The sequence below is a fragment of the Massilia pinisoli genome, from assembly GCF_024753285.1.
Lineage (GTDB): Bacteria > Pseudomonadota > Gammaproteobacteria > Burkholderiales > Burkholderiaceae_D > Telluria > Telluria pinisoli.
This window is the reverse complement of sequence record NZ_JANUGW010000009.1, coordinates 186,029-209,973: the sequence shown is the minus strand read 5'-3', so window position 1 is coordinate 209,973 and position 23,945 is coordinate 186,029. Positions and strand designations below refer to the sequence as shown.

17 protein-coding genes and 1 tRNA gene are annotated in these 23,945 nt (G+C 66.1%); 11 read left to right on the top strand and 7 right to left on the bottom strand.

What is annotated here, in order from left to right; translation table 11 throughout:
• Window positions 1–15: 15 nt before the first annotated feature.
• Window positions 16–1,152 carry a GNAT family N-acetyltransferase gene (locus NX784_RS14700; protein WP_258817430.1) on the bottom strand — a complete coding sequence of 379 codons (1,137 nt, stop codon included), beginning with the start codon at window positions 1,150–1,152 and terminating at the stop codon, window positions 16–18.
• Between the two features lie 38 nt (window positions 1,153–1,190).
• Here NX784_RS14700 and NX784_RS14695 point away from each other — a divergent pair, with 38 nt between their 5' ends.
• Both NX784_RS14695 and NX784_RS14690 read left to right on the top strand, forming a co-directional pair.
• On the top strand, window positions 1,191–3,245 hold the full coding sequence (locus NX784_RS14695) for an NAD(+) synthase (protein ID WP_258817429.1): 2,055 nt from the start codon (window positions 1,191–1,193) through the stop codon (window positions 3,243–3,245).
• Window positions 3,246–3,291: 46 nt separating this feature from the next.
• Window positions 3,292–3,630, top strand: a complete 339-nt coding sequence (locus NX784_RS14690; RefSeq protein WP_091669274.1) for a P-II family nitrogen regulator — start codon at window positions 3,292–3,294, stop codon at window positions 3,628–3,630.
• An 18-nt stretch (window positions 3,631–3,648) separates the two neighbouring features.
• On the opposite strand, the gene NX784_RS14685 is transcribed toward NX784_RS14690, so the two are convergent.
• The 4 genes from NX784_RS14685 to trxB form a co-directional block, all read right to left on the bottom strand.
• Complete coding sequence (locus tag NX784_RS14685; protein ID WP_258817428.1) at window positions 3,649–4,254, bottom strand: trimeric intracellular cation channel family protein; 606 nt, start codon at window positions 4,252–4,254, stop codon at window positions 3,649–3,651.
• A gap of 94 nt (window positions 4,255–4,348) precedes the next feature.
• Window positions 4,349–6,544 (bottom strand): ATP-binding protein, encoded by a 2,196-nt coding sequence (locus NX784_RS14680; protein WP_258817427.1) that lies wholly within the window; start codon window positions 6,542–6,544, stop codon window positions 4,349–4,351.
• 155 nt (window positions 6,545–6,699) lie between these two features.
• Window positions 6,700–7,374 carry a Smr/MutS family protein gene (locus NX784_RS14675; protein WP_258817426.1) on the bottom strand — a complete coding sequence of 225 codons (675 nt, stop codon included), beginning with the start codon at window positions 7,372–7,374 and terminating at the stop codon, window positions 6,700–6,702.
• An 18-nt stretch (window positions 7,375–7,392) separates the two neighbouring features.
• Window positions 7,393–8,346 carry a thioredoxin-disulfide reductase gene (trxB, locus tag NX784_RS14670; RefSeq protein WP_258817425.1) on the bottom strand — a complete coding sequence of 318 codons (954 nt, stop codon included), beginning with the start codon at window positions 8,344–8,346 and terminating at the stop codon, window positions 7,393–7,395.
• A gap of 188 nt (window positions 8,347–8,534) precedes the next feature.
• Here trxB and NX784_RS14665 point away from each other — a divergent pair, with 188 nt between their 5' ends.
• The 3 genes from NX784_RS14665 to NX784_RS14655 all read left to right on the top strand — a co-directional run bounded on the left by NX784_RS14665 (window position 8,535) and on the right by NX784_RS14655 (window position 13,288).
• On the top strand, window positions 8,535–11,198 hold the full coding sequence (locus tag NX784_RS14665; RefSeq protein WP_258817424.1) for a DNA translocase FtsK: 2,664 nt from the start codon (window positions 8,535–8,537) through the stop codon (window positions 11,196–11,198).
• Window positions 11,195–11,815 (top strand): outer membrane lipoprotein chaperone LolA, encoded by a 621-nt coding sequence (lolA, locus tag NX784_RS14660; RefSeq protein ID WP_258817423.1) that lies wholly within the window; start codon window positions 11,195–11,197, stop codon window positions 11,813–11,815. Before NX784_RS14665 ends, lolA begins: the two co-directional genes overlap by 4 nt.
• A gap of 108 nt (window positions 11,816–11,923) precedes the next feature.
• Entirely contained in the window at window positions 11,924–13,288 is a 1,365-nt protein-coding gene (locus tag NX784_RS14655; RefSeq protein WP_258817422.1) for a replication-associated recombination protein A, read from the top strand.
• 95 nt (window positions 13,289–13,383) lie between these two features.
• Here the strand turns inward: NX784_RS14655 and NX784_RS14650 are convergent, their stop codons facing one another.
• Window positions 13,384–14,775, bottom strand: a complete 1,392-nt coding sequence (locus tag NX784_RS14650) for a choice-of-anchor Q domain-containing protein (protein ID WP_258817421.1) — start codon at window positions 14,773–14,775, stop codon at window positions 13,384–13,386.
• A 343-nt stretch (window positions 14,776–15,118) separates the two neighbouring features.
• Complete coding sequence (locus NX784_RS14645) at window positions 15,119–16,234, bottom strand: DUF1565 domain-containing protein (protein ID WP_258817420.1); 1,116 nt, start codon at window positions 16,232–16,234, stop codon at window positions 15,119–15,121.
• Window positions 16,235–16,490: 256 nt separating this feature from the next.
• Between NX784_RS14645 and NX784_RS14640 the strand changes: the two genes are divergently transcribed.
• The 6 genes from NX784_RS14640 (at window position 16,491) to NX784_RS14615 (ending at window position 23,899) form a co-directional block, all read left to right on the top strand.
• Window positions 16,491–17,834 carry a lipopolysaccharide biosynthesis protein gene (locus NX784_RS14640; protein WP_258817419.1) on the top strand — a complete coding sequence of 448 codons (1,344 nt, stop codon included), beginning with the start codon at window positions 16,491–16,493 and terminating at the stop codon, window positions 17,832–17,834.
• Window positions 17,816–19,174: a glycosyltransferase gene (locus NX784_RS14635; protein ID WP_258817418.1), complete on the top strand. Its 1,359-nt coding sequence runs from the start codon at window positions 17,816–17,818 to the stop codon at window positions 19,172–19,174. The genes NX784_RS14640 and NX784_RS14635 overlap by 19 nt, the downstream gene beginning before the upstream one ends.
• On the top strand, window positions 19,171–20,334 hold the full coding sequence (locus tag NX784_RS14630; protein ID WP_258817417.1) for a YfhO family protein: 1,164 nt from the start codon (window positions 19,171–19,173) through the stop codon (window positions 20,332–20,334). The genes NX784_RS14635 and NX784_RS14630 overlap by 4 nt, the downstream gene beginning before the upstream one ends.
• A 150-nt stretch (window positions 20,335–20,484) precedes the next feature.
• Window positions 20,485–21,774, top strand: a complete 1,290-nt coding sequence (gene serS, locus NX784_RS14625) for a serine--tRNA ligase (protein ID WP_258817416.1) — start codon at window positions 20,485–20,487, stop codon at window positions 21,772–21,774.
• Window positions 21,775–21,853: 79 nt separating this feature from the next.
• Window positions 21,854–21,943 (top strand) — tRNA-Ser (locus NX784_RS14620).
• A gap of 666 nt (window positions 21,944–22,609) precedes the next feature.
• Window positions 22,610–23,899: a glycoside hydrolase family 5 protein gene (locus tag NX784_RS14615; RefSeq protein ID WP_258817414.1), complete on the top strand. Its 1,290-nt coding sequence runs from the start codon at window positions 22,610–22,612 to the stop codon at window positions 23,897–23,899.
• Window positions 23,900–23,945: the final 46 nt, after the last annotated feature.

The window sequence follows — 23,945 nt, the reverse complement described above, 5'->3', positions numbered from 1 at the left end:
GATCGCTCATCCATATCACGTCCGGAACGGATTCCGGTCATTGAGCTCGTCGATGTAATCGTCGATACCGCCAGCCTCGCGTTCCAGGAACCGCTCGACGGCATTCGCGAACGACGGGTGCGCGAGCCAGTGCGCGGACCACGTGCGCGTCGGCAGGAAGCCGCGCGCCATCTTGTGCTCGCCCTGCGCACCGCCCTCGAATACCTGGATCCCTTGCTCGATGCAGAATTCCAGCGGCTGGTAGTACGCCGCCTCGAAGTGCAGACACGGCACGTGTTCGAGCGCGCCCCAGTAGCGGCCGTACAGCGTCGTCGCGTCGTGCACGACGAGCGACGCGGCAATCGGGCGGCCGTCCCGTTCCGCGATCACGAGCATCAGGTTGGCAGGCATCGTCTTGCCGATGCGGCGGAAGAAGTCCAGGTTCAGGTAAGGTTTCGAAAAATGTTCCGCGTACGTGTTGCGGTAGCAGCGCGTGAAGAAGCGCCAGTCTTCGTCGAGGATGTCCGGCCCGCGCACCCGGCGTAACGTGACGCCCGCGTCGCGCACCTTGCGCCGCTCGGCGCGGATGTTCTTGCGCTTCTTGTGTTCCAGTGTCGCGAGGAAGTCGTCGAACGTGGCATAGCCGGCGTTCATCCAATGGAATTGCACGCCGCTGCGCAGCAGGAAGCCCGCGGCCGCAAGTTGCTGCGCCTGGTCGTCCGGCGGGAACAGCACGTGCGTGGACGATACGTCCGTCGCCTTCTGCGTCGCGACCAGCACGTCGACGAGCGCCGCGCGCGCGCGGGCGTCGCGCGCGAGCAGGCGCGGGCCCGTGACGGGCGTGAACGGGATCGCGCACAGCAGCTTCGGATAATAGTCGAGCCCATGCTCCTGGTAGGCATTGGCCCACGCCCAGTCGAACACGTACTCGCCGTACGAATGGCCTTTCACGTACAGGGGGAGGGCGGCGGCCAGCGCATCGTCGGCGTCGTACAGGGCGATGTATTGTGGCTGCCAGCCCGTTTCCGGTGTCGCGCTGCCGGATTCGTGCAGCGCGTGCAGGAACGCGAACGACAGGAACGGGTTCGGTTCCGGCTGCAGCGCGACGAGGGCATCCCAGGCCGGCTGGCCGATCTCGGACAGAGAAGAAACGATATGCGTGCGATAATTCAAGATGACTTCCGTTCGCGATGACTCAGCTGTGACGACTTATGGATAAGCGATTCCTCAACCTGTATTCCCACGATTTCGCGCGCGTGGCCGTCGCCAGCCCGCGTTGCAAGGTGGCCGACCCCAAGTTCAACGCGCAGGAAACGATCCGCCTCGCGCGCGACGCTGCCGACGCGGGCGCCGTGCTCGTCGCCTTCCCCGAACTGGGCCTCTCGGCCTACACCTGCGACGACCTGTTCCACCAGCGCGCGCTGCTCGACGCCGTGCTGGCCGCGCTGGCCGACGTCGTCGCCGCATCGGCGTCCCTGCCGCTGGCACTCGTCGTCGGCGCGCCGCTGCGCGTGAACCACGTGCTGTTCAACTGTGCCGTCGTCGTCGCGGGTGGGCGCATCCTGGGTGTGGTCCCGAAAAGCTACCTGCCCAATTATGGCGAATTTTATGAAAGTCGGCAGTTCAGTGCGGCGGACAACGCGGCCGTCGACCGGATTTCGCTGCTCGGCCAGGACGTGGCGTTCGGCCCCGAGCAGATCTTCGAGCTGGAGAACCAGCCGCTGTTCCGCTTCCACGTCGAGATCTGCGAAGACGTGTGGGTCCCGATTCCGCCGTCGTCGTATGCCGCGCTGGCCGGCGCGACGGTCCTGGTGAACTTGTCGGCGTCGAACGTCGTCGTGGGCAAGAGCGGCTACCGCCACCAGCTCGTCGCGCAGCAGTCGGCGCGCTGCCTCGCCGCGTACCTGTACACGTCCGCGGGGCGAGGCGAATCGACGACGGACATGGCGTGGGACGGCCAGTCGCTGATCTACGAAAAGGGCGATTTGCTGGCGGAGTCCGAGCGGTTCCTGGATGAATCGCACATCATCTTCGGCGACGTCGACCTGGAGCGCCTGTCGGTCGACCGCATGCACACGACGACGTTCGCGCAGTCCGTGCGCCGCCACGCGCACGAGGTGGAGAAATTCCGCGTGCAACCGTTCAGCGTGGCGCTGCCGCTCGACCGCGACCTGCCGCTGGCGCGCCTCGTCGAGCGCTTCCCGTACGTCCCCGCGGACGGCCGCCGTCGCGACGCGCGCTGCACGGAGGTCTACAACATCCAGGTGCAGGCGCTCGTGCAGCGGCTGCAGTCGTCGGGGCACAAGAAGGTCGTGATCGGCATCTCGGGCGGCCTCGATTCCACGCACGCGCTGCTCGTCTGCGCGAAGGCGATGGACAAGCTGGACCTGCCCCGCACGAACATTCTCGCGTATACGATGCCGGGCTTCGCGACGAGCGAGAGGACGCTGCGCCAGGCGCGCGAACTGATGCGCGTCGTCGGCTGCACGGCGCACGAGATCGACATCCGCCCCAGCTGCATCCAGATGCTGAAGGACCTCGGCCACCCGTACGCGGAAGGCGCCGAGCAGTACGACGTCACGTTCGAGAACGTGCAGGCGGGCGAGCGCACCAGTCATTTGTTCCGCCTCGCGAACCACCATCATGCGATCGTGATCGGCACCGGCGACCTGTCCGAGCTGGCGCTGGGCTGGTGCACGTACGGCGTGGGCGACCACATGTCCCACTACAACGTCAACGCGAGCGTGCCGAAGACGCTGATCTCGCACCTCGTACGCTGGGTCGCCGACACGAAGCAGATCGGCGAGACGGGTTCCGACGTCTTGATCAACGTGCTGGAGACGGAGATCAGCCCGGAACTGGTCCCCGGCAAACAGGGCGAGGCGGGCAAGCCGGCGCAGGTGACGGAAGACTTCATCGGTCCGTACGAGCTGCAGGATTTTAATTTGTACTACACGATCCGCTACGGCTTCGGCCCGGCCAAGGTCGCGTTCCTGTCGTGGAGCGCGTGGCACGATCGCGCGGCCGGCCCGTGGCCCGAAGGCGGCAACCCGGCGCGCAACCAGTACGACCTCGCGGCGATCAAGAAAAACCTGGGCATCTTCCTGTGGCGCTTCTTCAAGACGAGCCAGTTCAAGCGCTCGTGCGTGCCGAACGGACCGAAGGTCGGCAACGGCGGCTCGCTGTCGCCGCGCGGCGACTGGCGCGCGCCCAGCGATTCGGAAGCGACCGTGTGGATGGACGAGCTGGCGAGGATTCCGGACTGACCGGACGCCGTGCGATAATCCGGCAAACTGGACTAGGAGATAAACGATGAAACAGATTACCTGCGTGATCAAGCCGTTCAAGCTGGACGAAGTGCGCGAGGCGCTGGCCGAAGTGAACGTCACGGGCCTGACCGTCACGGAAGTGAAGGGCTTCGGCCGCCAGAAGGGCCACACGGAACTGTACCGCGGCGCCGAATACGTGGTCGACTTCCTGCCCAAGGTGAAGATCGAAGTGGTGGTCGACGACTCTCTGACCGAGCAGGTCGTGGACGCCATCATCAAGGCGGCGCGCACGGGCAAGATCGGCGACGGCAAGATCTTCGTGCAGGAAGTGGAGCAGGTGATCCGCATCCGCACGGGCGAGACGGGACCGGACGCTGTCTGACCGCGCCGGGGCGACGCCTTATCGCCCCACTCGGAAATCGAACTTCCAGGTCACGAGCCGGAACGCGACGATGAACATCGCGCTGGACCACAGCGCGAAATCGTGCGGGAAGCCGTTCATCCCGAGCAGCAGGAACATCCAGTTGCCGAGGAACGCGCAGATGGCGTAGGGCTTGCCGTCCCTGAACACCATCGGGACCTCGTTGCACACGATGTCGCGCATCACGCCGCCGAAGATCCCCGTGATCACGCCCATCATCGACGCGATGAACAGCGGCATGTGGGCGTCCAGCGCGGACGACACGCCGGCGACGGAAAACAGCCCGAGGCCGACGGCGTCGGCGATGACGATCAGCCGTTCCGACACGATCTGGCGCAAGGTGCGAATCAGGGGCGTCGCGACGAGGGCCAGCACGAAGATCAGGATCGCGTACTCCTCGTGGATCACCCAGAACAGCGGGCGCTTGTCCAGCAGGATGTCGCGCAAGGTGCCGCCGCCGAACGCCGCGATGAAGGCCACCGTGAACACGCCCACCACGTCCATGCGCTTGCGCCGCGCCTCGATGAAGCCCGAGAACGCGCCGACGAGGATCGCGATGATTTCGATGACGGTGATGAGGTGCATGCGGCGGCGGGTTGTGTCGACACCGCTAGGCTAACATGCCCACGCGGACGCCGGCATCATGCATGCGTCACGCGTCGGCGGAGGGCCGCCCACCCTACGGATTCGGAACCAGCGGCAGCCGCACGGAAAACACCACCTTGCCGTCCTCGTGGCGGTACGCGATCTCGCCCTCGTGCTCGCGCACGATCTGCTGGGCGATGTACAGCCCGAGACCCATGCCCGTGCGGTTGCGCGGGTTGTTCAGCGAGCTGCGCTTGAACGGGTTGAACAGCGCGCTTTCCGTCTCCGCCGGGATCGGTGCACCCGCGTTCGCGATGTCCAGCACGGCGAGGCCGTCGTGCGGCGCGAGACGGATCGTGATCGGCTGGTTCGGCTCGCCGTGGTGGCGTGCGTTGGACAGCAGGTTCGAGATCACCTGGCCCAGGCGACCGGCGTCCGCCAGCACGAACGCGGGGCCTGTCGTCTGCAGGTCGTAGACGATGGTCGGGTAGGCGAGGCGCGCTTCCTCGACGAGGTCGCCGGCGAGGGCCGCGAGGTCGACCGGTTGCAGTTCGACGCCGAGCGACATGCCGCGGTCGATGCGGCTCATGTCCAGCACCTGGCCGATCATGCGCTGCATGCGGTTGCTCGAGGACTGGATGCGCTTGCCCAGCGTGCCCTTGTTGCTGCCGCCGTCCGTCCGTTCCAGCACCATGCCCGCCATGTTGATCGAGTTGAGCGGGTCGCGCAGGTCGTGGCCCAGCATCGCGAGCAGCTGGGCGCGCGTCGCTTCCGTCTGCGCGCGGCGCGCGTTCGACACGCGCGCGAGCTCGCCCAGCAGCATGCGCGCATGCTGGAGGACGCCGTCTTCCCATGGCCGGGCGCAGCCGCGCACCGTTTCGTGCCAGGCGTCGAACGAACCGCGCGGGGTCAGGCGCTCGCCCAGCGGGCCGGCCTGGCTCTTGTCCGGCTTGCCGCCCCAGGCCACTTCCTCGATCTGTTCCGCGCGCAGCAGCACGCACCAGCCGCCCGTATGCGGGTCGAACGGCAGGGCCAGCATGCCGGCCCATTTGCCGAGCAGGGGCTGCAGGGCCGCGGGCCATTCCGTCACGCAGGTGCGCACGACGATGTGGTGCGGCTCGGCCGGCAGCGACGCGACGATGGCGTCGCCCAGCGCCTGGTCCACGCCGCGGCACACGACCCGCCCGTACTGGCTGACGAGGAGCGCCTGCGCGTGAGTGGATTCCAGCAGGCCGTCGCCGTGGTGGACGAGGGCTTCGAGCGGGTCGTCTTCCAGCAGCAGCGATTCGACGAGGCTCGTGCGCACGCGGGCGGCGCATTCGACGAGGCCCGCTTCCTCGCGCGCCTCGATGCCTTGCACGGTCGATGCGATCACCTGGGCCAGCACGTCCGCCGCCATCCGCACCGAGTAGGGCACGCGCTTCGGGCCCATGTGGTGGCAGGCGATCAGGCCCCACAGGCGGCCGCCCACGACGATGGACACGCTCATCGACGCGCCCACGCCCATGTTCTGCAGGTATTCCACGTGGATCGGCGAGACGCTGCGCAGCACGGCGAAGCTCATGTCCAGCGGCGTCGCATCGGGCGCGCCCACCAGGGGCACCGGCGTGTAGCCGACGTCGGCGATCATGCGCAAGGTGTTCAGCACGTACAGGCGGCGCGCCTGCGGCGGGATGTCGCCGGCCGGATAGCGCTGGCCGAGATAGGGCACGAGGTCGTCGCGGCGCGCCTCGGCCACCACGTCGCCGGAATCGTCGGCGCGGAAACGGTACGCCATCACGCGGTCGAACCCCGTGACGTCGCGCACCTGGCGCACGGCCGTTTGCAGCAGGTCGTCGATCGTGCGCTGGCGGCGCAGGCGGTCGATCGTCGAATGGGCCTTGATCGCGAAGTGCGCGACTTCGCCCATGCCCACGTCGCGCGCCTCGAATTCGACGAGCACGCGGCCGAGGTGGGCGTGCACGATACAATCGTATTCGCGGCCGTCGACGTCGAGTGCCGTCACGGTGGCCGGCGATTCGCCCTCGGCCATCGTGTCGTAGCATTCCTGGATGAGTGCCGTCACCGGCTGCGGCAGGCCGAGCGCGCCGAACGGCTGTCCCAGCGCAGGTGCGCTGCCGATGACCGTGGCGATGTTCGCGCTCCAGCCTTCGACGAGGCCGGCGCTCGAGAGGAAAATCAGTGCGCCATGCGGCTGGATCGTGCCCGGGATGTGGATCGGCTCATCCGCACAATTGTGCAGGTCGACCCGCTGCGGCGCTGCCATCGGCACTGGCGTACTGGACTTCACTCATGCATCCTCAAAACTGGCGGCGCCCGGGTGGCGCGGCGGCGGAGGAATATTACAGCTTTCATCAAATCGTTGCGGATTCTTGACAATGAATCGTGCCCGAACGAATGTATTTGGACACATTCATTCTGTGACTTGACAAAAGAGGAAGCTGATCAGTCCAGCAAGGCGGGGCGGAGGAGGACGATCAACGCGCCGTTGCCCCCATCGGCGCGATTCGCCACGCAGAAGGCGACGACGTCGCCCGTCTGCACGAGCCAGCTGTGGACCATGCCGCGCAAGACCGGTTCGCCGCCGGCCGAGCCATAGCCCACGCCGTGGATGATGCGTACGCAGCGGATGCCGCGCCTGGTCGATTTGCGCAGATAGGCGTCGACGTGGCGCCGCGCCTCGTCGCGCGTGAGGCCATGCAGGTCGAGTTCGTCCTCGACGGGCCAGTGGCGCTTGCGCAGTTTTTTCACGACGTCGGGGCCGACGCCCGGTGCGGACCAGCTGAGGGACGGGTCTTCATCGAGCAGGCCGTCCACGTCGAACTGGTCGGACAGCATCGACTCGCGCAGCACGGCGGCCGTCTCTTCTTCCTGCGTACGGGGACGCGTCGGCAGCGGTTGGCCGCGCGTTTCGAATTCGTGCATGGGCCGCCACACGTAGCGGTCCGATTCGGGCATCTTGACGACGTCCTTGACGGCCGAGCGGAATTCGACGGCGCGCTCGCGCGCGATGCGCTCGCGCTTTTCCCGCTCGGCCTTCTCGATGGCGCGCAGCCGCTCTTCTTCCTTGAGCTTGTCGCGCAAGGCTTTTAAATCAGCGAAGTCTTTCATGCCCGCCATCGAACAACCTGCAAAGATTTACTCCAGGGCTTCCAGGTAGCGCTGGGCATCCAGCGCGGCCATACAGCCCGAGCCCGACGACGTGATCGCCTGGCGGTACACGTGGTCCTGCACGTCGCCGGCCGCGAACACGCCCGGGACGTTGGTCGCGGTGGCCATGCCTTCGCTGCCGCCGCGGGTCTTGATGTAGCCGTTGTGCATGTCGATCTGGCCGTCGAAGATGCCGGTGTTCGGCTTGTGGCCGATCGCCACGAACAGGCCGTGCACCTTGATCTCTTTCGTCGCGCCGCCGTCCGTCGACTTCAGGCGCAGGCCCGTGACGCCGCTCTGGTCGCCCTGGACCTCGTCCAACGTCTGGTTCAGTTCCAGCACGATCTTGCCTTCCGCGACCTTGCCCATCAGGCGGTCGACGAGGATCGGCTCGGCGCGGAACTTGTCGCGGCGGTGGATCAGCGTGACTTTCGTTGCGATGTTCGACAGGTACAGCGCTTCCTCGACGGCCGTGTTGCCGCCGCCGATCACGGCGACTTCCTGGTTGCGGTAGAAGAAGCCGTCGCACGTTGCGCAGGCCGAGACACCTTTGCCCATGAATTCCTGCTCGCTGGGCAGGCCCAGGTATTGCGCGGAGGCGCCCGTCGCGATGATCAGCGCGTCGCATGTGAATTCGTGCGAATCGCCCACGAGGCGGATCGGCTTCTCGTTCAGGAACGTCGTGTGGATGTGGTCGAACACGATCTCGGTGTTGAAGCGCTCGGCATGCTGCAGCAGGCGCTGCATCAGTTCCGGACCCTGGACGCCCAGCGGGTCGCCCGGCCAGTTCTCGACGTCGGTCGTCGTCATCAGTTGACCACCCTGCTCGACACCCGTCACCAGCATCGGACTGAGGTTGGCGCGTGCGGCATAGACGGCGGCACTGTAACCGGCGGGGCCGGAACCGAGGATCAGGACTTTGGCGTGTTTGCGAGTGGTCATGTTGAACTTCTTCTATTGGATGATGCCCGGAAAGTGGGGGCCGGGCCGTGCGGAATCAAGAGGCGTTGGAGCCGGGATTATAGTCGATGATGCAGACAAGCATGAATCGTGGGGCCAGGGCGGCAATATATCGCTTAGAATGGTCATCTTTGGGGCATTGTGACCCGGCAGTACCGTTTCAAACCGCAATGAGCAAGAATAGTCCACCGACGAGCACGACCTATACTCACAAGCCGAGGCCACCGCGGCAGCCGTTGCCGAACCGGCTCGTGCGCCTGTTGTCCGAGGCCCGCTGGCTGGCCACGGCCGTCGCACTGTTGTATTTCGTCCTCATTTTGCTCAGTTATAACCGGGCCGATCCAGGCTTCTCGCACGAGAACGTCGTCCCCCGCATCGCCAACCTGGGCGGCCGCGCCGGCGCGTGGCTGGCCGACCTGTTGCTGTTCATCTTCGGCTTTTCCGCATGGTGGTTGTGCGTCTGCTTTACGCGCGCCGTATGGAGCGGCTACCGCCGTCTGCACACGCGGTTCATCGTGCAGGAAGCGGACCAGGAGCCTGAGCACCAGGGCGAGACGCTCGTGCGCTGGATCGGCTTCGTGCTGATGTTCGCCGGCAGCGTCGGGCTCGAATACCTGCGCATGTGGTCGCTGAAAGTGGAATTGCCGCGCGCGGCCGGCGGCGTGCTGGGCCAGCTGATCGGCCATGCCGCCCATAACGCGTTCGGCTTCACGGGCGCCACATTGCTGCTGTTGCTGATGTTCGGCCTCGGCTTTTCCTGGTACTTCCACGTGTCGTGGCTCGCGGTGGCCGAGCGCATCGGCGAATCCGTCGAGGCGACGTGGGACTGGTTCCGCCTGCGCTACGAAGACCGCGAAGACCGTCGCTACGGCGAGGTCGCGGCGCACAAGCGCGACGAGGTCGTCGTGCACGAGCGCGCCAAGTACGTGGAAAAACATGCGGGTTCGCCCGTGCGGATCGGCACCCCGTCCGACGACGACGCGGACGACGCGGGGCAGGATGCGCCACCGGCGCCGGGCTTCCTCGCCAAGATGAAGGCGAAGGTCAAGGCACGCGGCGAGGCGAAACTGGCGCGCGCGAAGGCGGAACCGCAGATCGCCGGCGACGGGCCGGCGCCCGCACCGTTCGCGATGGAGCCGTCGTTCGACGACGCGGACGACGTACCGCCGGCGCCGCGCGCACCCGCGCTGGTACCCGCGTCCGCGAAGGCGGCACCCGCGACCTCGCTGCCGCCCGCATCCGCGCCGAACCCGAACCCGATCAAGATCGAGCCGGCGATGACGAGCGTGCCCCGCTCAGAGCGCGCCGAGAAGGAACGCCAGTCGCACCTGTTCGAGGTGACCGGCGACGGCTCGTTGCCGCCGCTGGCGCTGCTGGACGACGCGCCGCCCACGCAGGAATCCGTCGCCATCGAGACCCTGGAATTCACGAGCCGCCTGATCGAGAAGAAGCTGTCGGACTTCGGCGTCGAGGCGAAGGTCGTCGCGGCGTATCCGGGCCCCGTCGTCACGCGCTACGAGATCGAGCCCGCGACGGGCGTGAAGGGCAGCCAGATCGTCAACCTGGCGCGCGACCTCGCGCGTTCGCTGTCGCTGACGTCGATCCGCGTCGTGGAGACGATCCCCGGCAAGAACTACATGGCGCTGGAACTGCCGAACCCGAAGCGCCAGATCGTGCGCCTGACCGAGATCCTCGGCTCGAAGGTGTACGGCGACAGCGCGTCCAGCCTGACGGTCGCACTCGGCAAGGACATCGCCGGCAAGCCCGTGGTCGCCGACCTCGCGAAGATGCCGCACCTGCTGGTCGCGGGTACGACCGGTTCCGGTAAATCCGTCGGCATCAACGCGACGATCCTGTCGCTCCTGTACAAGGCCGATCCGGCCGACGTGCGCCTGATCCTGATCGACCCGAAGATGCTGGAGATGTCGGTGTACGAAGGGATCCCGCACCTGCTGGCGCCCGTCGTCACGGACATGCGCCAGGCCGGCCACGCGCTGAACTGGGCCGTGAACGAGATGGAGCGGCGCTACAAGCTCATGTCGAAGCTGGGCGTGCGTAACCTGGCCGGCTACAACAGCAAGATCGCGGAAGCCGCCAAGCGCGAAGAGCACATCCCGAACCCGTTCTCGCTGACGCCGGACGCGCCGGAGCCGCTGGACAAGCTGCCGACGATCGTCATCATCATCGACGAGCTGGCCGACCTGATGATGGTGGTCGGCAAGAAGGTCGAGGAGCTGATCGCCCGTATCGCGCAGAAGGCGCGCGCGGCCGGCATCCACCTGATCCTCGCGACGCAGCGTCCGTCCGTGGACGTCATCACGGGCCTGATCAAGGCGAACATCCCGACGCGTATCGCGTTCCAGGTGTCGTCCAAGATCGACTCGCGCACGATTCTCGACCAGATGGGCGCCGAGACGCTGCTGGGCATGGGCGACATGCTGTACATGCCGCCGGGGACCGGTCTGCCGATCCGCGTGCACGGCGCGTTCGTGTCGGACGACGAAGTGCATCGAGTTGTAAAACATCTCCAGTCCACCGGCGAACCGAATTACATTGAGGGCATTCTCGAAGGCGGCGTGGCCGAAGAGGGCGGCGGCGCCGACGGCGTACCTGCCGGCGAAGGCGGCGGCGAGTCCGACGCGATGTACGACCAGGCCGTGGCCGTCGTGCTGAAGAACCGCCGGGCGTCGATCTCGCTCGTGCAGCGCCACCTGCGCATCGGCTACAACCGCGCCGCGCGCCTGCTCGAGCAGATGGAGCAAAGCGGCATCGTGTCGCCGATGCAGTCGAACGGCAACCGGGACATCCTGGTGCCGGCAACGAACGCGGAATGAGTATGTTGAAACTGAAAACCACACTGATCGCCACCACTTTCCTGATAGCGGGCGCCGCCCACGCCACGGCTCTCGACCAATTCAAATCCTTCGTGGCCGGGACCAAGTCCGCCCGCGGCGAATTCACGCAGACGCAGGTCATGAAGACGAAGACGGGCAAGACGTCGAGCGGCACGTTCGTGTTCGCGCGTCCCGGCAAATTCATCTGGACGTACCAGAAGCCGTACGAGCAATTGCTGCAGGCCGACGGCGAGACGCTGTACCTGTACGACAAGGACTTGAACCAGGTCACGACGCGCAAGCTGGGCGGCGCGCTGGGCAGTTCGCCCGCCGCGATCCTGTTCGGCAGCAACGACCTGGAAAAGAATTTCACGCTGGCCGAGGCGGGCACGCACGACGGCCTGGAATGGCTGAACGCGACGCCGAAATCGAAGGACACGACCTTCGAACAGATCGGCATCGGCCTGAAGGACGGCATCCCGCAGGCGATGGAGCTGAAGGACAACTTCGGCCAGACCGTGCTGCTGAAATTCACGAGCTTCCAGCGCAATCCGGCGCTGGGCGCGCAGACGTTCAAGTTCGCGATCCCGAAGGGCGCGGAAGTCGTCAACCAGTAAGCCCGCCGTGCGGCCGCCGGCCATCCGTTACACTTGCGCTTTCGACGGACCGGCCATACATAGGCAGAATGAACAATAACAACGCCGCGCGCACCATGGGAGCCGCCCATGGATGACCTTTTCAAGACCGAGCCTGCCGCCCCGCTGGCGGAAAGCCTGCGGCCGAAGACGATCGCCGAGGTGATCGGCCAGAGCCACCTGCTGGGCGAGGGCAAGCCGCTGAACCTCGTGTTCAAATCCGGCCGTCCTCATTCGATGATCCTGTGGGGCCCGCCCGGCGTGGGCAAAACGACGTTGGCCCGCCTGACGGCGAATGCCTTCGACTGCGAATTCATCGCGCTGTCGGCCGTGTTGTCGGGCGTGAAGGACATCCGCGCCGCCATCGAGCAGGCCGAGCACTACCTGGCCGGCGGCCACCACACGATCCTCTTCATCGACGAGATCCACCGCTTCAACAAGTCGCAGCAGGACGCGCTGCTGCCGTTCGTGGAGTCGGGCCTCGTCACCTTGATCGGCGCGACGACGGAAAACCCGTCGTTCGAAGTCAATTCGGCGCTGCTGTCGCGCTCGCAGGTGTACGTGCTGAAGGCGCTGAACGACGACGAGATGCGCCAGCTGCTGGAACGTGCGCGCCAGCAGGGCGGCCTGTCGCACCTGCAGTTCGACGATATCGCCGTGCAGACGCTGATCGGCTATGCGGACGGCGACGCGCGCCGCTTCCTGAACCTGCTGGAACAGACGAAGACGTCGGCCGACACGTCGAAGACGGCGCACATCACACGCGAATTCGTCGAGAACGCGCTCACGCTGAACGCGCGCCGCTTCGACAAGGGCGGCGACAATTTTTACGACCAGATCTCGGCGCTGCACAAATCGGTGCGCGGCTCGCATCCGGATGCCGCCCTGTACTGGCTGTGTCGCATGCTGGACGGCGGCGCCGACCCGAAATACCTGGGACGCCGCATCGTGCGGATGGCGTGGGAAGACATCGGCATCGCCGACCCGCGCGCGATCCAGCTCGCCAACGACGCGGTCGAGACGTACGAGCGCCTCGGCTCGCCCGAGGGCGAACTGGCGCTGGGCCAGGCCGTCGTCTATCTCGCCATCGCCGCCAAGAGCAATGCCGGCTACAACGCGTTCAACGCCGCGATGGCCTTCGTGCGCAAGGATAAATCGCGGGAGGTGCCCGTCCACCTGCGCAACGCGCCCACGAAACTGATGAAGGAACTGGGCTACGGCCACGAATACCGCTATGCCCACGACGAGCCGCACGCGTACGCGGCCGGCGAGACGTATCTGCCGGACGGCATGCCGGAGCCGGGCTGGTACCAGCCGGTGCCGCGCGGGATCGAAGCCAAGATCGCGGAAAAGCTGGCCTGGCTGCGCAGCCTGGACGACGACGCGCGCGGCGGTGAGCCGCCGGGCGGCGCTCCGCCGGGCGGCGCTCCGCCGGGCGGTGCCCCGCCGGGCTGATCCGCGCGGGTCGATAACAAGCGAAAAGGCCGCGGATCCGCGGCCTTTTTCGTTGCGTTGACCCGGCACGACATGGCGCCGGGGCGGCGGGACGATTACTGCGCCACGCTCGAGTAGTAGCAGTACTTCGCGTGGCCTGGCGCCGGGTCGCCGAACACGGTGGTGGTGCAGGCGACCGGACCGGTCACGACCTTCGTCGCGTAGACCGTCGTGGTGCCGAAGCGGACTTCACGCTGGCCGCTGAAGGAGCAGGTGCCGCCTTGCGTTGCGCAGTAGGCCCAGGTCGCCGAGGTCGTGTCCGTCGTGCCCGTCGTGCCCGTCGTGGACGCGCCCATTTCGTAGGCGCCGATGTCGAACGCGCCGCCGCTCGGACGTGCAGCGCCGAGGAAGTCGGTCGTCGGGGCCCAGGTCGACGTGCCCTTGTTGATCGCCGGCGAGGTGGTCTGCAGGCGATAGTCGCCGGTGCCCGTCGGGTTGTAGCTGACGAACTGCGGATTCGCGCTGACGGTGTTCGTGGGGCTGCCCACCTTCATGCTGATACCCTGGCCGTTACCGTAGACGAGGTTGTTCGCCACGACGTTGCCCGAACCGATACACGACACGCCCGAATAGCAGTACTGCATGATGCTGGCGCGCGGGTTGTTGTAGACGATGTTGTTGACGACCTTCGTATTGACCAGCTGGACGCCGCCCGGCGAGTCGCCCACACCGGTCACGATGCCGCCGCCCATGCCGGTCGAGCCGTTCGCGAACACGGTGTTGTTCGCGATGATCGTGCCGCTCGCGGCGTGCCACAGGTGGATGCCGTAGGCGGAGACGCGGTACACGATGTTGTTCATGATCTTGCCGCCCGCGTTGGACGAGTAGATGCCTTGCACGCCGTTGCAGCCGCCCGGCGTGCCGATGTCGTGCACGACGTTGCCGATCACGTCGCCATTCGAACCCGAGTAGGTCGCGTTGACGACACCCGCGCCGCCGCTGCCCGTGCAGCCGCCCGACAGCGTCAGGTTGTGGATGTGGTTGCCTGCGACGAGCGTGTTCGATGCATAGTTCAGGATGCCGAGGCGGCCGGGGCCGGTGATGTCGAAGCCGACGATCTGGACGTAGTTACCGTTATTCGTCCACATCGCTTCGGTACCGCTGCCGACGACCTTGGCGCCCCAGTTCGTGGTCGACAGGAAGATGATGGGGTTGGTCGACGTGCCGCTCGTCTTCGTGGCGACGTTGCCGTAGTAGGTGCCGGGCGCCATGTGCACGGTCGTGCCGGGCTTGGCGACCGCGGCCGCCTTGGAGATGGTCTTGAACGGGCTGCTCGAGCTGCCGGTGTTGTAATCCGAACCGGTCGGCGACACGTACAGGTGATAAATGCTGGTGCTCGTGGTCTGCGCGCCCGCGTCGGCGCCGACGGCGGCCAGGAGGACGGCTGCGCTGCAGGCCAGCAGGGCGTTGGTACGGCGGGAGAACATCGTGGAGACTGCTTTTTTCATGAGAGGAAGTTCCTTACATCAACAAGTGAATGAGTTACTTTTGAGCGCCGGAAACTTCCTAAGTTCAATCTTTTTTAAAAAAAATTTTCCCCAGGTATCAAAACGAAAACGGATGTGTTTGCATGCCAAGTTTCCGGGATCGCGCGGTGCGCTTGCCGTGCGCGCTGACGGTCGGCGGGTTTCGCGACGAGGAGGGGCCGGTCGCGTGAAGGCGCCAGTGGGGGTGTCGATGCGGATTGCGCACGTGGCCTGCGCCGCGACGGCGCCGGGCAGGGTCAGGACGATTGGCGCCGGTTCATGGCCTGCGACCTGCAAGTGCGCCGGCTTGGCCGTGCTGTCCGCTTCAGCGCTGCGGGCGTGCGCCGATGTCCGGTGCTGTTGCGCTCGCGCCGCGCGCATCGCGCGCGGTGGACTGCTCCGGCGCGATGCCGCGGCGCCTTGCCGGCGAGCCGCGCCGCAGCGCGAAATCGCCGGTGCCGTCGAGGCGGAAGCGGACAAACATGGGGTCCTGGGCGATCGTCCCGGTGGCTGTGCCGACGAGCATCTCGATGTCGCTGCCGTTGCCGTACACGACGTTGTTGGCGACGACGTTGCCGGCGCCGACGCACGCCTTGCCCCGATCGCAGTACTGGCGGATCGACGCGCCGGGGTTGCGGACCACGATGTTGTTGACGATGTAGGTGTCGCTCAGGACGACCCCGCCCGGATTGTCGCCCGTGCCGGCCACGATGCCGCCGCCGACCTGCGCCGATCCGTTCGCGAACACCGTGTTGTGCGCGACGAGGACGCGGTCGGCCGCGTGCCACAGGTGGATGCCCCAGGCCGACGCGCGGTAGACGATATTGTCGTGGATGTTGCCGCGCAGGTTCGAGTAATAAATGCCGTGGACGCCGGCGCACGCGCCGGGCGCGCCGATGTCATGCACGAGGTTGCCTGAAATCTCGGCATCGGACGCCCTGTAGTTCGCGTTGACGATGCCCCCACCGCCGTTTCCCGTGCAGCCGCCCGACAGCGCCAGGTTGTGGACGTGGTTGCCGGTGATGCGCACGTCGGATGCGTAGTTGACGATGCCGATGCGCCCGCTGCCGCTGATGTCGAAGCCGGCGATCTCGACGTGGCCGCCGCGGTTGTCCCAGACGGCCTCGGTGCCGCCGCCGACGATCTTCGCCTTGCGGGGCCGGCTCGACACATAGCGTATCCAGGCGGCCGCGTCGCCCTGCGCGACGGACCGGATGTTTTCGCGGTACGTGCCGGGCGCAACCAGGACCGTCGTGCCCGCCGTCGCGGCCGCGGCGGCGGCCTGGATCGTGCGCAGCGGCGCGCCCCGCGTGCCGGGATTGTGGTCGTCGCCGTCGGGAGCCACGTACAGCGTGCGGGCCGATTGCGCACCGGCTCGCCCCGCGACGGCGGCGCAGGCGAGCAGCGCGAACAGCACGAACAGACTGGGCAGGGAAGGCATGCTCATCCTTTCTGCGATGTCGGCCCCGTGGCGACATGCGAGGCCGCGCATCCGCGACTGTACACGCCAACGCCGACGGTCACTTTGCGTCAGGTCGAACGTGCTGACGTCCGCATTCTCATTTATTTTCAGCAACTGATTTCTCTCCGATGCACGCTTGATGCGGCTCAGTTCCGCGCGATTCCCCCATCCGATAATGGCTCGACATGGCAGCCCTTCGGCCGGTGCCGGAAACTCAACGGATATGCTGACGCGAATGAAATACCTGCTGGCATCGTTCTCTTTCGGCCGCACGCCGGACGCGCGGTTCGATCTCTCGGCGGCCATCGGCTCGACCTTGTTGCGCCAGGTCGTGTCGAGCGGCTTGTACTTCGTCGCCTTGTGGATCACGACGCGCCAACTCGGCCCGCACGACAATGGCCTGCTCGTCACGGCGCTGCTTCTCCCGCAGACGCTGTACGCGTTCCTGAACCTGGGCGTCGGGCCGAGTCACGTGTTCCACCTGAGCAGCGGGAGCGGTAGCCCCCGCGCCATGCGCCGCATGAACTGGACCTTGGCGTTCGCGCTGTGGGGAAGTGTCGCGCTGGCGCTGGCGCTCGCGAGCGAACGGTTCGTCGCACACTACCTGCCCGGCACGGCCAAGTCCACGGCGCTGTACGCCAGCCTGCTGTTCCCGATGATGCTGCTGGCCGCGTGGACATCGGCGCTGCTCCAGGGCGCGCGCGACTATGCCGCGTACAACAGGACGGCGCTCGTCCAGCCGTCCGTCTTCTTCCTGGGCGTGCTCGTGCTGGGCGGGCTGCACGCCGTCACCGTGCCGGCCGTGCTGGCCTGCCACATCCTGAGCCAGGGCGCGCTCTGGCTGGCCGGCGAGGCGAGGGTGCGGCGCCACGACGCGCCGCCCGCGCGGCCGGGGCCGGCGTTCGGCGCGGCGATCGCGTTCGGGCTGCGTGCCCACCTCAGCAACGTGATCACGTTTCTCAACTACCGGATCGCGTTGTATCTGGTGAGCTTCCTGCTCGACCCGACCGCGGCCGGCCAATATGCGCTGGCTATCCAGCTGGCCGAAGTGTTGTGGCTCATCGCCGGCGCCGCCTCCGTGATCGTGTTTCCCGAGTCGGCCGCGCACACGAGCACGCCGGCGGCGCTGCGGGCGATGGTCCGCCGGGTCGCGCTGTCGGTCTTCAAGTTCACGGCGGTGGGGGCATTGCTGGCGGGCGCGCTGGCACCTGTCGTCATCCCGTGGGTGTTCGGCCGGGCTTACGGAGGCGCCGTGCTGCCGTTCGTGATCCTACTGCCGGGTGTCGTCACCTGGAGCTATATGAGTGTCGTCGCCAACTCGCTCGCCGGCATGGGCTGCCAGCGCGTGAACATCCTCGGCGCACTGCTGTCGCTGACGCTCAACAGTGCCGGGTGCCTGCTGGCGATTCCCGTATGGGGCATGCGCGGCGCGGCGCTCGCGTCCACCGTTGCGTTCGCCGCGACTGCGTCGTATACGGCCATCATGTACCACCGCATCATGGCCGACCGTGTCGCGCGGACGGCGGCCGGTGCCCACGTCAGCCCGGTTGAGGCAGAGCCATGGCACCCAGAACAATGATGGTGGTCACGTCGCTGTACCCGTACGGGCAGGGTGAAGCGTTCGTGGCGGCCGAGCTCGAGTCTCTCGCGTGCCGGTTCGACCGCATCGAACTGGTGCCGATCTTCCACGATCCCGACGACGTTGCGCGCGCCGTCGCCCAGCCGGTCGACCTCGGTTATTCGGAACAGCGTTGGGGCGTCTTGCGGCCATGGCACGTGGCGGGAGCGCTGCTGAGCGGACTCGTCCGGTACCGCTGGGGTGCCGACCTCGGCTTCATCCTGCGCCATCGCAGCAAGCTGGCGAACTTGAAGGAACTCGTTCGGGCGATCTACCGCGCCCGCTTGTTCGAGCGCTTCCTGGCCAGCCGTGCGCGCCGCGGCGAGCGCGTCGACGTCATCTATTTCTATTGGCTGCTGCCCGAGATCGTGGGCGCGCTGCAGTATCGCGCGTCCAGCGGCGGCGACGTGCGCATCGTCAGCCGCGCGCATGGCGGCGATCTCTACGAAGACCGCAAGCCGGGCAGGTATGCGGGGTTGCGGCACGCCATCCTTGCCGGCATCGACGACGTGTACTGCGTGTCCGGCCACGGCCGGCGCTATCTCGCCGACGGCTTTCCCGAGCTGGCCGCAAAATTCCACGTCGCCCGGCTCGGCGTCCACGATCCAGGCCGGCTGAACCGCGGGTCGTCCGGCGGACCGTTGGAAATCGTCTCCTGTTCTTTCGTCGTTCCCGGCAAGCGCCTGCATCTCGTCGTCGATGCGATCGCGTGCCTGCTCGCGGCCGATCCGGCGCTGGCCGTGCGCTGGACGCACGTCGGCGACGGCCCGCTGTTCGACGACCTGCGCGCGTACGCGCGCGCGCGGCTGGGGGCGCGGGCGCAGGCTGTGTTCAAGGGGTATTTGACACCGGCAGAACTGCGGACGCTGTATCGCGAGGAACCGTTCGACGTCATCGTCAACGTGAGCGACAACGAAGGCATCCCCGTCAGCCTGATGGAAGCCAGTGCGGCGGGCATCCCGATGGTCGCCACGGACGTCGGCGCCAGCGCCGAGATCGTCAACACGTCCAATGGCGTCCTGATTCCGGCAGATGCCGACGTGCCGACGATTGCTGCCGCGCTGCACCGCTTCGCGGACCGCCGCGCAGCGCGTGCCTGGCGCCACGCGGCGCGCGCGTGGTGGGAAGTCCGCTACGACGCGGCCGTCAATTACGCGCTGTTCGGTCGTGCGCTGGCCGAGTGTGCTCATGCCGCCGCGTGCGCGGAGGCGTCGGATGCGGCGGCGTGCGGCATCGGGCCGGGCGCGCCCGCGTCGACCAGGAGGGCAGACCCATGCACCCGGCTGCACGACGGCGAGTGAAAGGCAGGGTGGCCTTCGTCGCCTTGTTCGGCGCGCTATTCCTGCTGTTCACGCCGTTCGAGCAGGGCGGCCAGAACCCGTCGATGTTCCCGAAATATTTTTCCGCGGGCGTGTCGTTCGTGGCGCTCGTCCCATTGTTCGCGATCACGAAGGTGCGCTTTCGGGTCGAAACGCGTCTGGTCCTCGTCGTGTTGGCCATGGTGGCGTTTCACTCGCTGGCCGTCAGTCCCGTGCCTTTCCATTTCACGCTGTTGATCGTCTTGAACACGCTGCTGGCCGTATTCATCTACGAGGCCAGTTTCGCGTGGCGGTCGGAATTCGTGGCGGCGGTTACCTGGCTGTTGCTCGTCAATGCCGCCATGATCACCGTCCAGGCCATGCTGTTCTATGTGGCGGGCGGACCGATCGTCGATTTCCACAAGATGATCTTCGGTTCGGACAGCCGCTTCGTCGAGGACTTCCTGCACATCGCACGCTTTTCGGGGTTGCAGGTCGAACCCGGTACCTACGCGAACTATATGGGGTGCCTCACGGCGATTCTCATTCTGTCGTCGGCGTTCACCACACGGTTCGTCGTGACGTCGTTCATGGCCGTGCTGTCCGTCTTCGTGACGAATTCGGGCTCGTCGATCTATTTCGTTCCCGTGCTCGTCGTACTGTTCGGCTACGTGTGGCGGTCGAAGGTGCGCGTCGTGCACCTCGTCGTGCTCGTCGGCGCCGTGCTCGCGTACATGGCGGTGTCCGGCGTCGTGGCGCACCTGGAGACGCGCTTCCTGGAGCACGACGACGGGAGCCTGCTGCACCGCGTCGAGGGCGTGCACGCGTGGACGGCGCTGAGCCTGGACGAGAAATTCATCGGCGTCGGCTTCGGCGCCGACCCGTGCGTGCGCTGTTACTACCAGGACATCGGCATGGTCTTCAATCTGCTGACCCGTGGCGGCGTCATCGTCACGCTGGCGTTCGCGTTGATGCTCGGCCGCATACTCGTGGCCAACGGGATCGTGCTCGGCGTCATCCTGATCCTCATCCCCATCAATGAAAAGATGTTCTTTTACGATGCCGCGATCTGGCTGTTTTTCCTGTTCGCGATGACGCGTCGGGTCGAGGCGTCGCCGCAGCCCCGGACGGTATCCGCTGGCGAGCGGGCACGCCCGGCGTGAGGAACGCGCCGTGCGGCGAACGTGGCATTTCTTGCGGACACCGGGCGCCGGCGATGTTGCGCGGCCAAAAGTTCGGTGCACGGCCATGGTTTGCGGCTTGCGACTTGGTACAATTGCGCTTTCGATATCCCACCCTGCAACAATCCGACAATGATAGACATCCAACTGCTTCGCAAAGACATCGACAACGTCGCCGCCCGCCTCGCGAGCCGCAAGTACCAGCTCGACGTCGCCGGATTCAACGCTCTCGAAGCCGAGCGCAAGGCGATCCAGACGCGCACCGAGGAATTGCAGGGCAAGCGCAACTCGCTGTCCAAGCAGATCGGCATGCTGAAAGGCAAGGGCGAGGACACGAGTGCCGTGATGGCCGAGGTCGCCGGCATCGGCGACGAGCTGAAGGCGAACGAGACCGCGCTGGCCCAGGTCCAGGACAAGTTGGCGCACTTCATGGCCGCGATCCCGAACGTGCCGCATCCGTCCACGCCGGTCGGTCAGGACGAGTCGGGCAACGTCGAGGTGCGCAAGGTCGGCACGCCGCGCCAGTTCGATTTCGAAGTCAAGGACCACGTCGACGTCGGCGCCCCGCTGGGCCTGGATTTCGACACGGCCACCAAGCTGACGGGCTCGCGCTTCGCCGTCATGAAAGGCGGCATCGCGCGCCTTCACCGCGCGCTGGCGCAATACATGCTGGACACGCACACGGGCCAGCACGGCTATACGGAATGCTACACCCCGTACATGGTGAATGCCGATTCGCTGCGCGGCACGGGCCAGCTGCCGAAGTTCGAGGAAGACCTGTTCGCGGTCAAAAAAGGCGGCGCGGAAGGCGAGGGCGAGAATTTTTATCTGATCCCGACGTCGGAAGTGTCGCTGACGAACATGGTGCGCGACGAGATCGTGGCGGCGGAAACGCTGCCGATCAAGATCACGGCGCACACCCCGTGCTTCCGTTCGGAGGCGGGCAGCTACGGCCGCGACACGCGCGGCATGATCCGCCAGCACCAGTTCGACAAGGTCGAGCTCGTGCAGATCGCCCATCCGGACCAGTCGTACGATGCGCTGGAAGAGATGGTGGGCCAGGCCGAGACGATCCTGAAGAACCTTGGGCTGCCGTACCGCGTGATGCAGCTGTGCACGGGCGATATGGGGTTTTCTGCCGCAAAGACGTACGACCTCGAAGTCTGGCTGCCGGCGCAGAACACGTACCGCGAGATCTCGTCGCTGTCGAACTGCGAAGATTTCCAGGCGCGCCGGATGCAGGCCCGCTTCCGCAATGCGAAGGGCAAGCCGGAACTGCTGCACACGCTGAACGGCTCGGGCCTCGCCGTCGGCCGCACGTTGGTGGCCGTGCTGGAAAACTATCAGCAGGCGGATGGCAGCGTGGTGATTCCGGAGGTGCTGCGTCCGTACATGGGCGGCATCGAGCGCCTGACGGCCTGAAGCGCGGTTGCGTAATTAGCCCTTCCGTTTTTGCCGAAGGCCGTCTATAATGCGGCCTCACGCGAAACGACCGCGACACGGAGAGGTGGCAGAGTGGTCGAATGTACCTGACTCGAAATCAGGCGTACGGGTGACCGTACCGTGGGTTCGAATCCCACCCTCTCCGCCAAAACAAAACAGGCTCCCTTGGGAGCCTTTTTTGTTTGCCGGAGAGAGCAGGGCGCCTGCGCGCCCTGCGCGGTGGGATTCGAAGGGCCGGGCTTGCAAGCCCGGCCCTCTTCGAATCGCCCATATGCCGTCCGCAAGGCGGACGGCGTCGCGCGCCGAGGGCGCGCGCTGCAAAGCGGAGAGGCACGCACCAGAAGCAGGATCGCCTTTGCGACGCCGTTCCAATTCGAAGGCCGGCGAAGCTCGGCCTTCGAATCTCCGACTGCTGTCCGCCCCGCGGACAGCCCCGCGCGCCGAGGGCGCGCGCTGCAAAGCCAAAACGACACGCACCAGAAGCAGCACCACCTTTGCGCCGCCATTCCGATCCGCATGATGGCATCACCCATCTAGTGTCCGCGCCGCGCCGCAAGTCAAAATATACAAACAAGAAACAGCACCGCTGCGCGCCCGTCCCGACCCGCGAAACCGCCACCACCCACCCAGCCCCATGCGCATCCCCATCAACCCACGAACCCTCGTCGTTACCGCACCCGCCCCAAATAACACAGACGCCAACAATCCTTCAACAATCCGCACACCAACAGCAATCCTCATCATTCGCACTATCTCCCAGGCACCGAATCTTTCTAACCTGCACACCTACCCATAACAACAACGAGGAGATCCCGTGAGAGTTTCATCCCTGCTTTGCGCCCCGATGCTTGCCCTGCTGCTGACAGCCTGCGCTGGCGGCGGCGGTTCCGCACCGTCCGCTGCAACACCCACCGGCACCACGACGCCAGCGCCGACGCCGACGCCGACGCCGGCTCCCACGCCGACGCCCACGACGACCGCCGCCCTGTACCCCAGCTACAACCCGAACCCCGCACCGGCCGACACGACAGGCATGTCACACAACGCCCAACAAATCGCGTCATCGATCCGCATCGGCTTCAACATCGGCAATACGATGGAAGCGATCGGCGGCGAAACGGCATGGGGCAATCCCCTGGTGTCGAACGCGCTGATCCAGGCCGTCAAGCAGGCCGGGTTCAACGCGATCCGCCTGCCTGTGTCGTGGGACCAGTACGCGGACCAGAAGACGGGCCAGATCAGCGCCACGTGGCTCGCCCGCGTGAAGCAGGTCGTCCAGTATTGCGTCGACAACGACATGTATGTTCTCGTCAACATTCACTGGGACGGCGGCTGGCTGGAAAAGAACATCACGGCCGACAAGAAGGACGCCGTGAACGCGAAGCAGAAGGCGTACTGGGAGCAAATTGCCACGACCTTGCGCGAGTTCGACGAGCACGTGATGTTCGCCAGCGCCAACGAGCCGGACACGAAGGATGCGACGGGGATGGCGGTCCTGATGAGCTACCACCAGACGTTCGTCGACGCCGTGCGCGCGACCGGTGGCAGGAACGCCTACCGGGTGCTGGTCGTGCAGGGCCCGCAGACCAACATCGACCTGTCGGTGAAGCTGATGCCCACGCTGCCGGCCGACAAGGTGACGGGCCGGCTGATGGCCGAGATCCATTTCTACGATCCGTTCAACTTCGCCTTGATGACGAAGGATGAAACCTGGGGCAACCAGGCGTATTACTGGGGCGCACCGAATCACTCCACGACGGACACGAAGCGCAACTCGACCTGGGGCGAGGAAGATTATGTCGATGCACAATTCGCCAGTCTGAAGTCAGCCTTCATCGACAAGGGTATCCCGGTCGTGCTGGGCGAATTCGCCGCCCAGCGGCGCACGAACCTGACAGGCGACGCGCTCGCGCTGCACCTCCAGTCGCGCAACTACTACCATACCTACGTCGTGAAGAAGGCGGTCGCTAACGGCGTGCTGCCATTCTTCTGGGACGTCGGCGCACCGGACGACCAGTCGGGCAGCATTTTCGACCGCAGGACGACCCAGGTGCGGGGCCAGCAGACGCTGGATGCGCTGATGGCGGGCCTGCCGCCGAAATGATGGATTGGTGGGGAGGCCTTGCGATTCTCTTACCCACCGTCTATAA

Excerpts from the sequence above, each read along its gene's own strand:
- NX784_RS14695 (WP_258817429.1), top strand. The coding sequence starts at position 1,191 with ATGGATAAGCGATTCCTCAACCTGTATTCCCACGATTTCGCGCGCGTG.
- NX784_RS14690 (WP_091669274.1), top strand. The coding sequence starts at position 3,292 with ATGAAACAGATTACCTGCGTGATCAAGCCGTTCAAGCTGGACGAAGTG.
- NX784_RS14685 (WP_258817428.1), bottom strand. The coding sequence starts at position 4,254 with ATGCACCTCATCACCGTCATCGAAATCATCGCGATCCTCGTCGGCGCG.
- NX784_RS14675 (WP_258817426.1), bottom strand. The coding sequence starts at position 7,374 with ATGGCGGGCATGAAAGACTTCGCTGATTTAAAAGCCTTGCGCGACAAG.
- trxB (WP_258817425.1), bottom strand. The coding sequence starts at position 8,346 with ATGACCACTCGCAAACACGCCAAAGTCCTGATCCTCGGTTCCGGCCCC.
- NX784_RS14665 (WP_258817424.1), top strand. The coding sequence starts at position 8,535 with ATGAGCAAGAATAGTCCACCGACGAGCACGACCTATACTCACAAGCCG.
- lolA (WP_258817423.1), top strand. The coding sequence starts at position 11,195 with ATGAGTATGTTGAAACTGAAAACCACACTGATCGCCACCACTTTCCTG.
- NX784_RS14655 (WP_258817422.1), top strand. The coding sequence starts at position 11,924 with ATGGATGACCTTTTCAAGACCGAGCCTGCCGCCCCGCTGGCGGAAAGC.
- NX784_RS14650 (WP_258817421.1), bottom strand. The coding sequence starts at position 14,775 with ATGAAAAAAGCAGTCTCCACGATGTTCTCCCGCCGTACCAACGCCCTG.
- NX784_RS14645 (WP_258817420.1), bottom strand. The coding sequence starts at position 16,234 with ATGCCTTCCCTGCCCAGTCTGTTCGTGCTGTTCGCGCTGCTCGCCTGC.
- NX784_RS14640 (WP_258817419.1), top strand. The coding sequence starts at position 16,491 with ATGAAATACCTGCTGGCATCGTTCTCTTTCGGCCGCACGCCGGACGCG.
- NX784_RS14635 (WP_258817418.1), top strand. The coding sequence starts at position 17,816 with ATGGCACCCAGAACAATGATGGTGGTCACGTCGCTGTACCCGTACGGG.
- serS (WP_258817416.1), top strand. The coding sequence starts at position 20,485 with ATGATAGACATCCAACTGCTTCGCAAAGACATCGACAACGTCGCCGCC.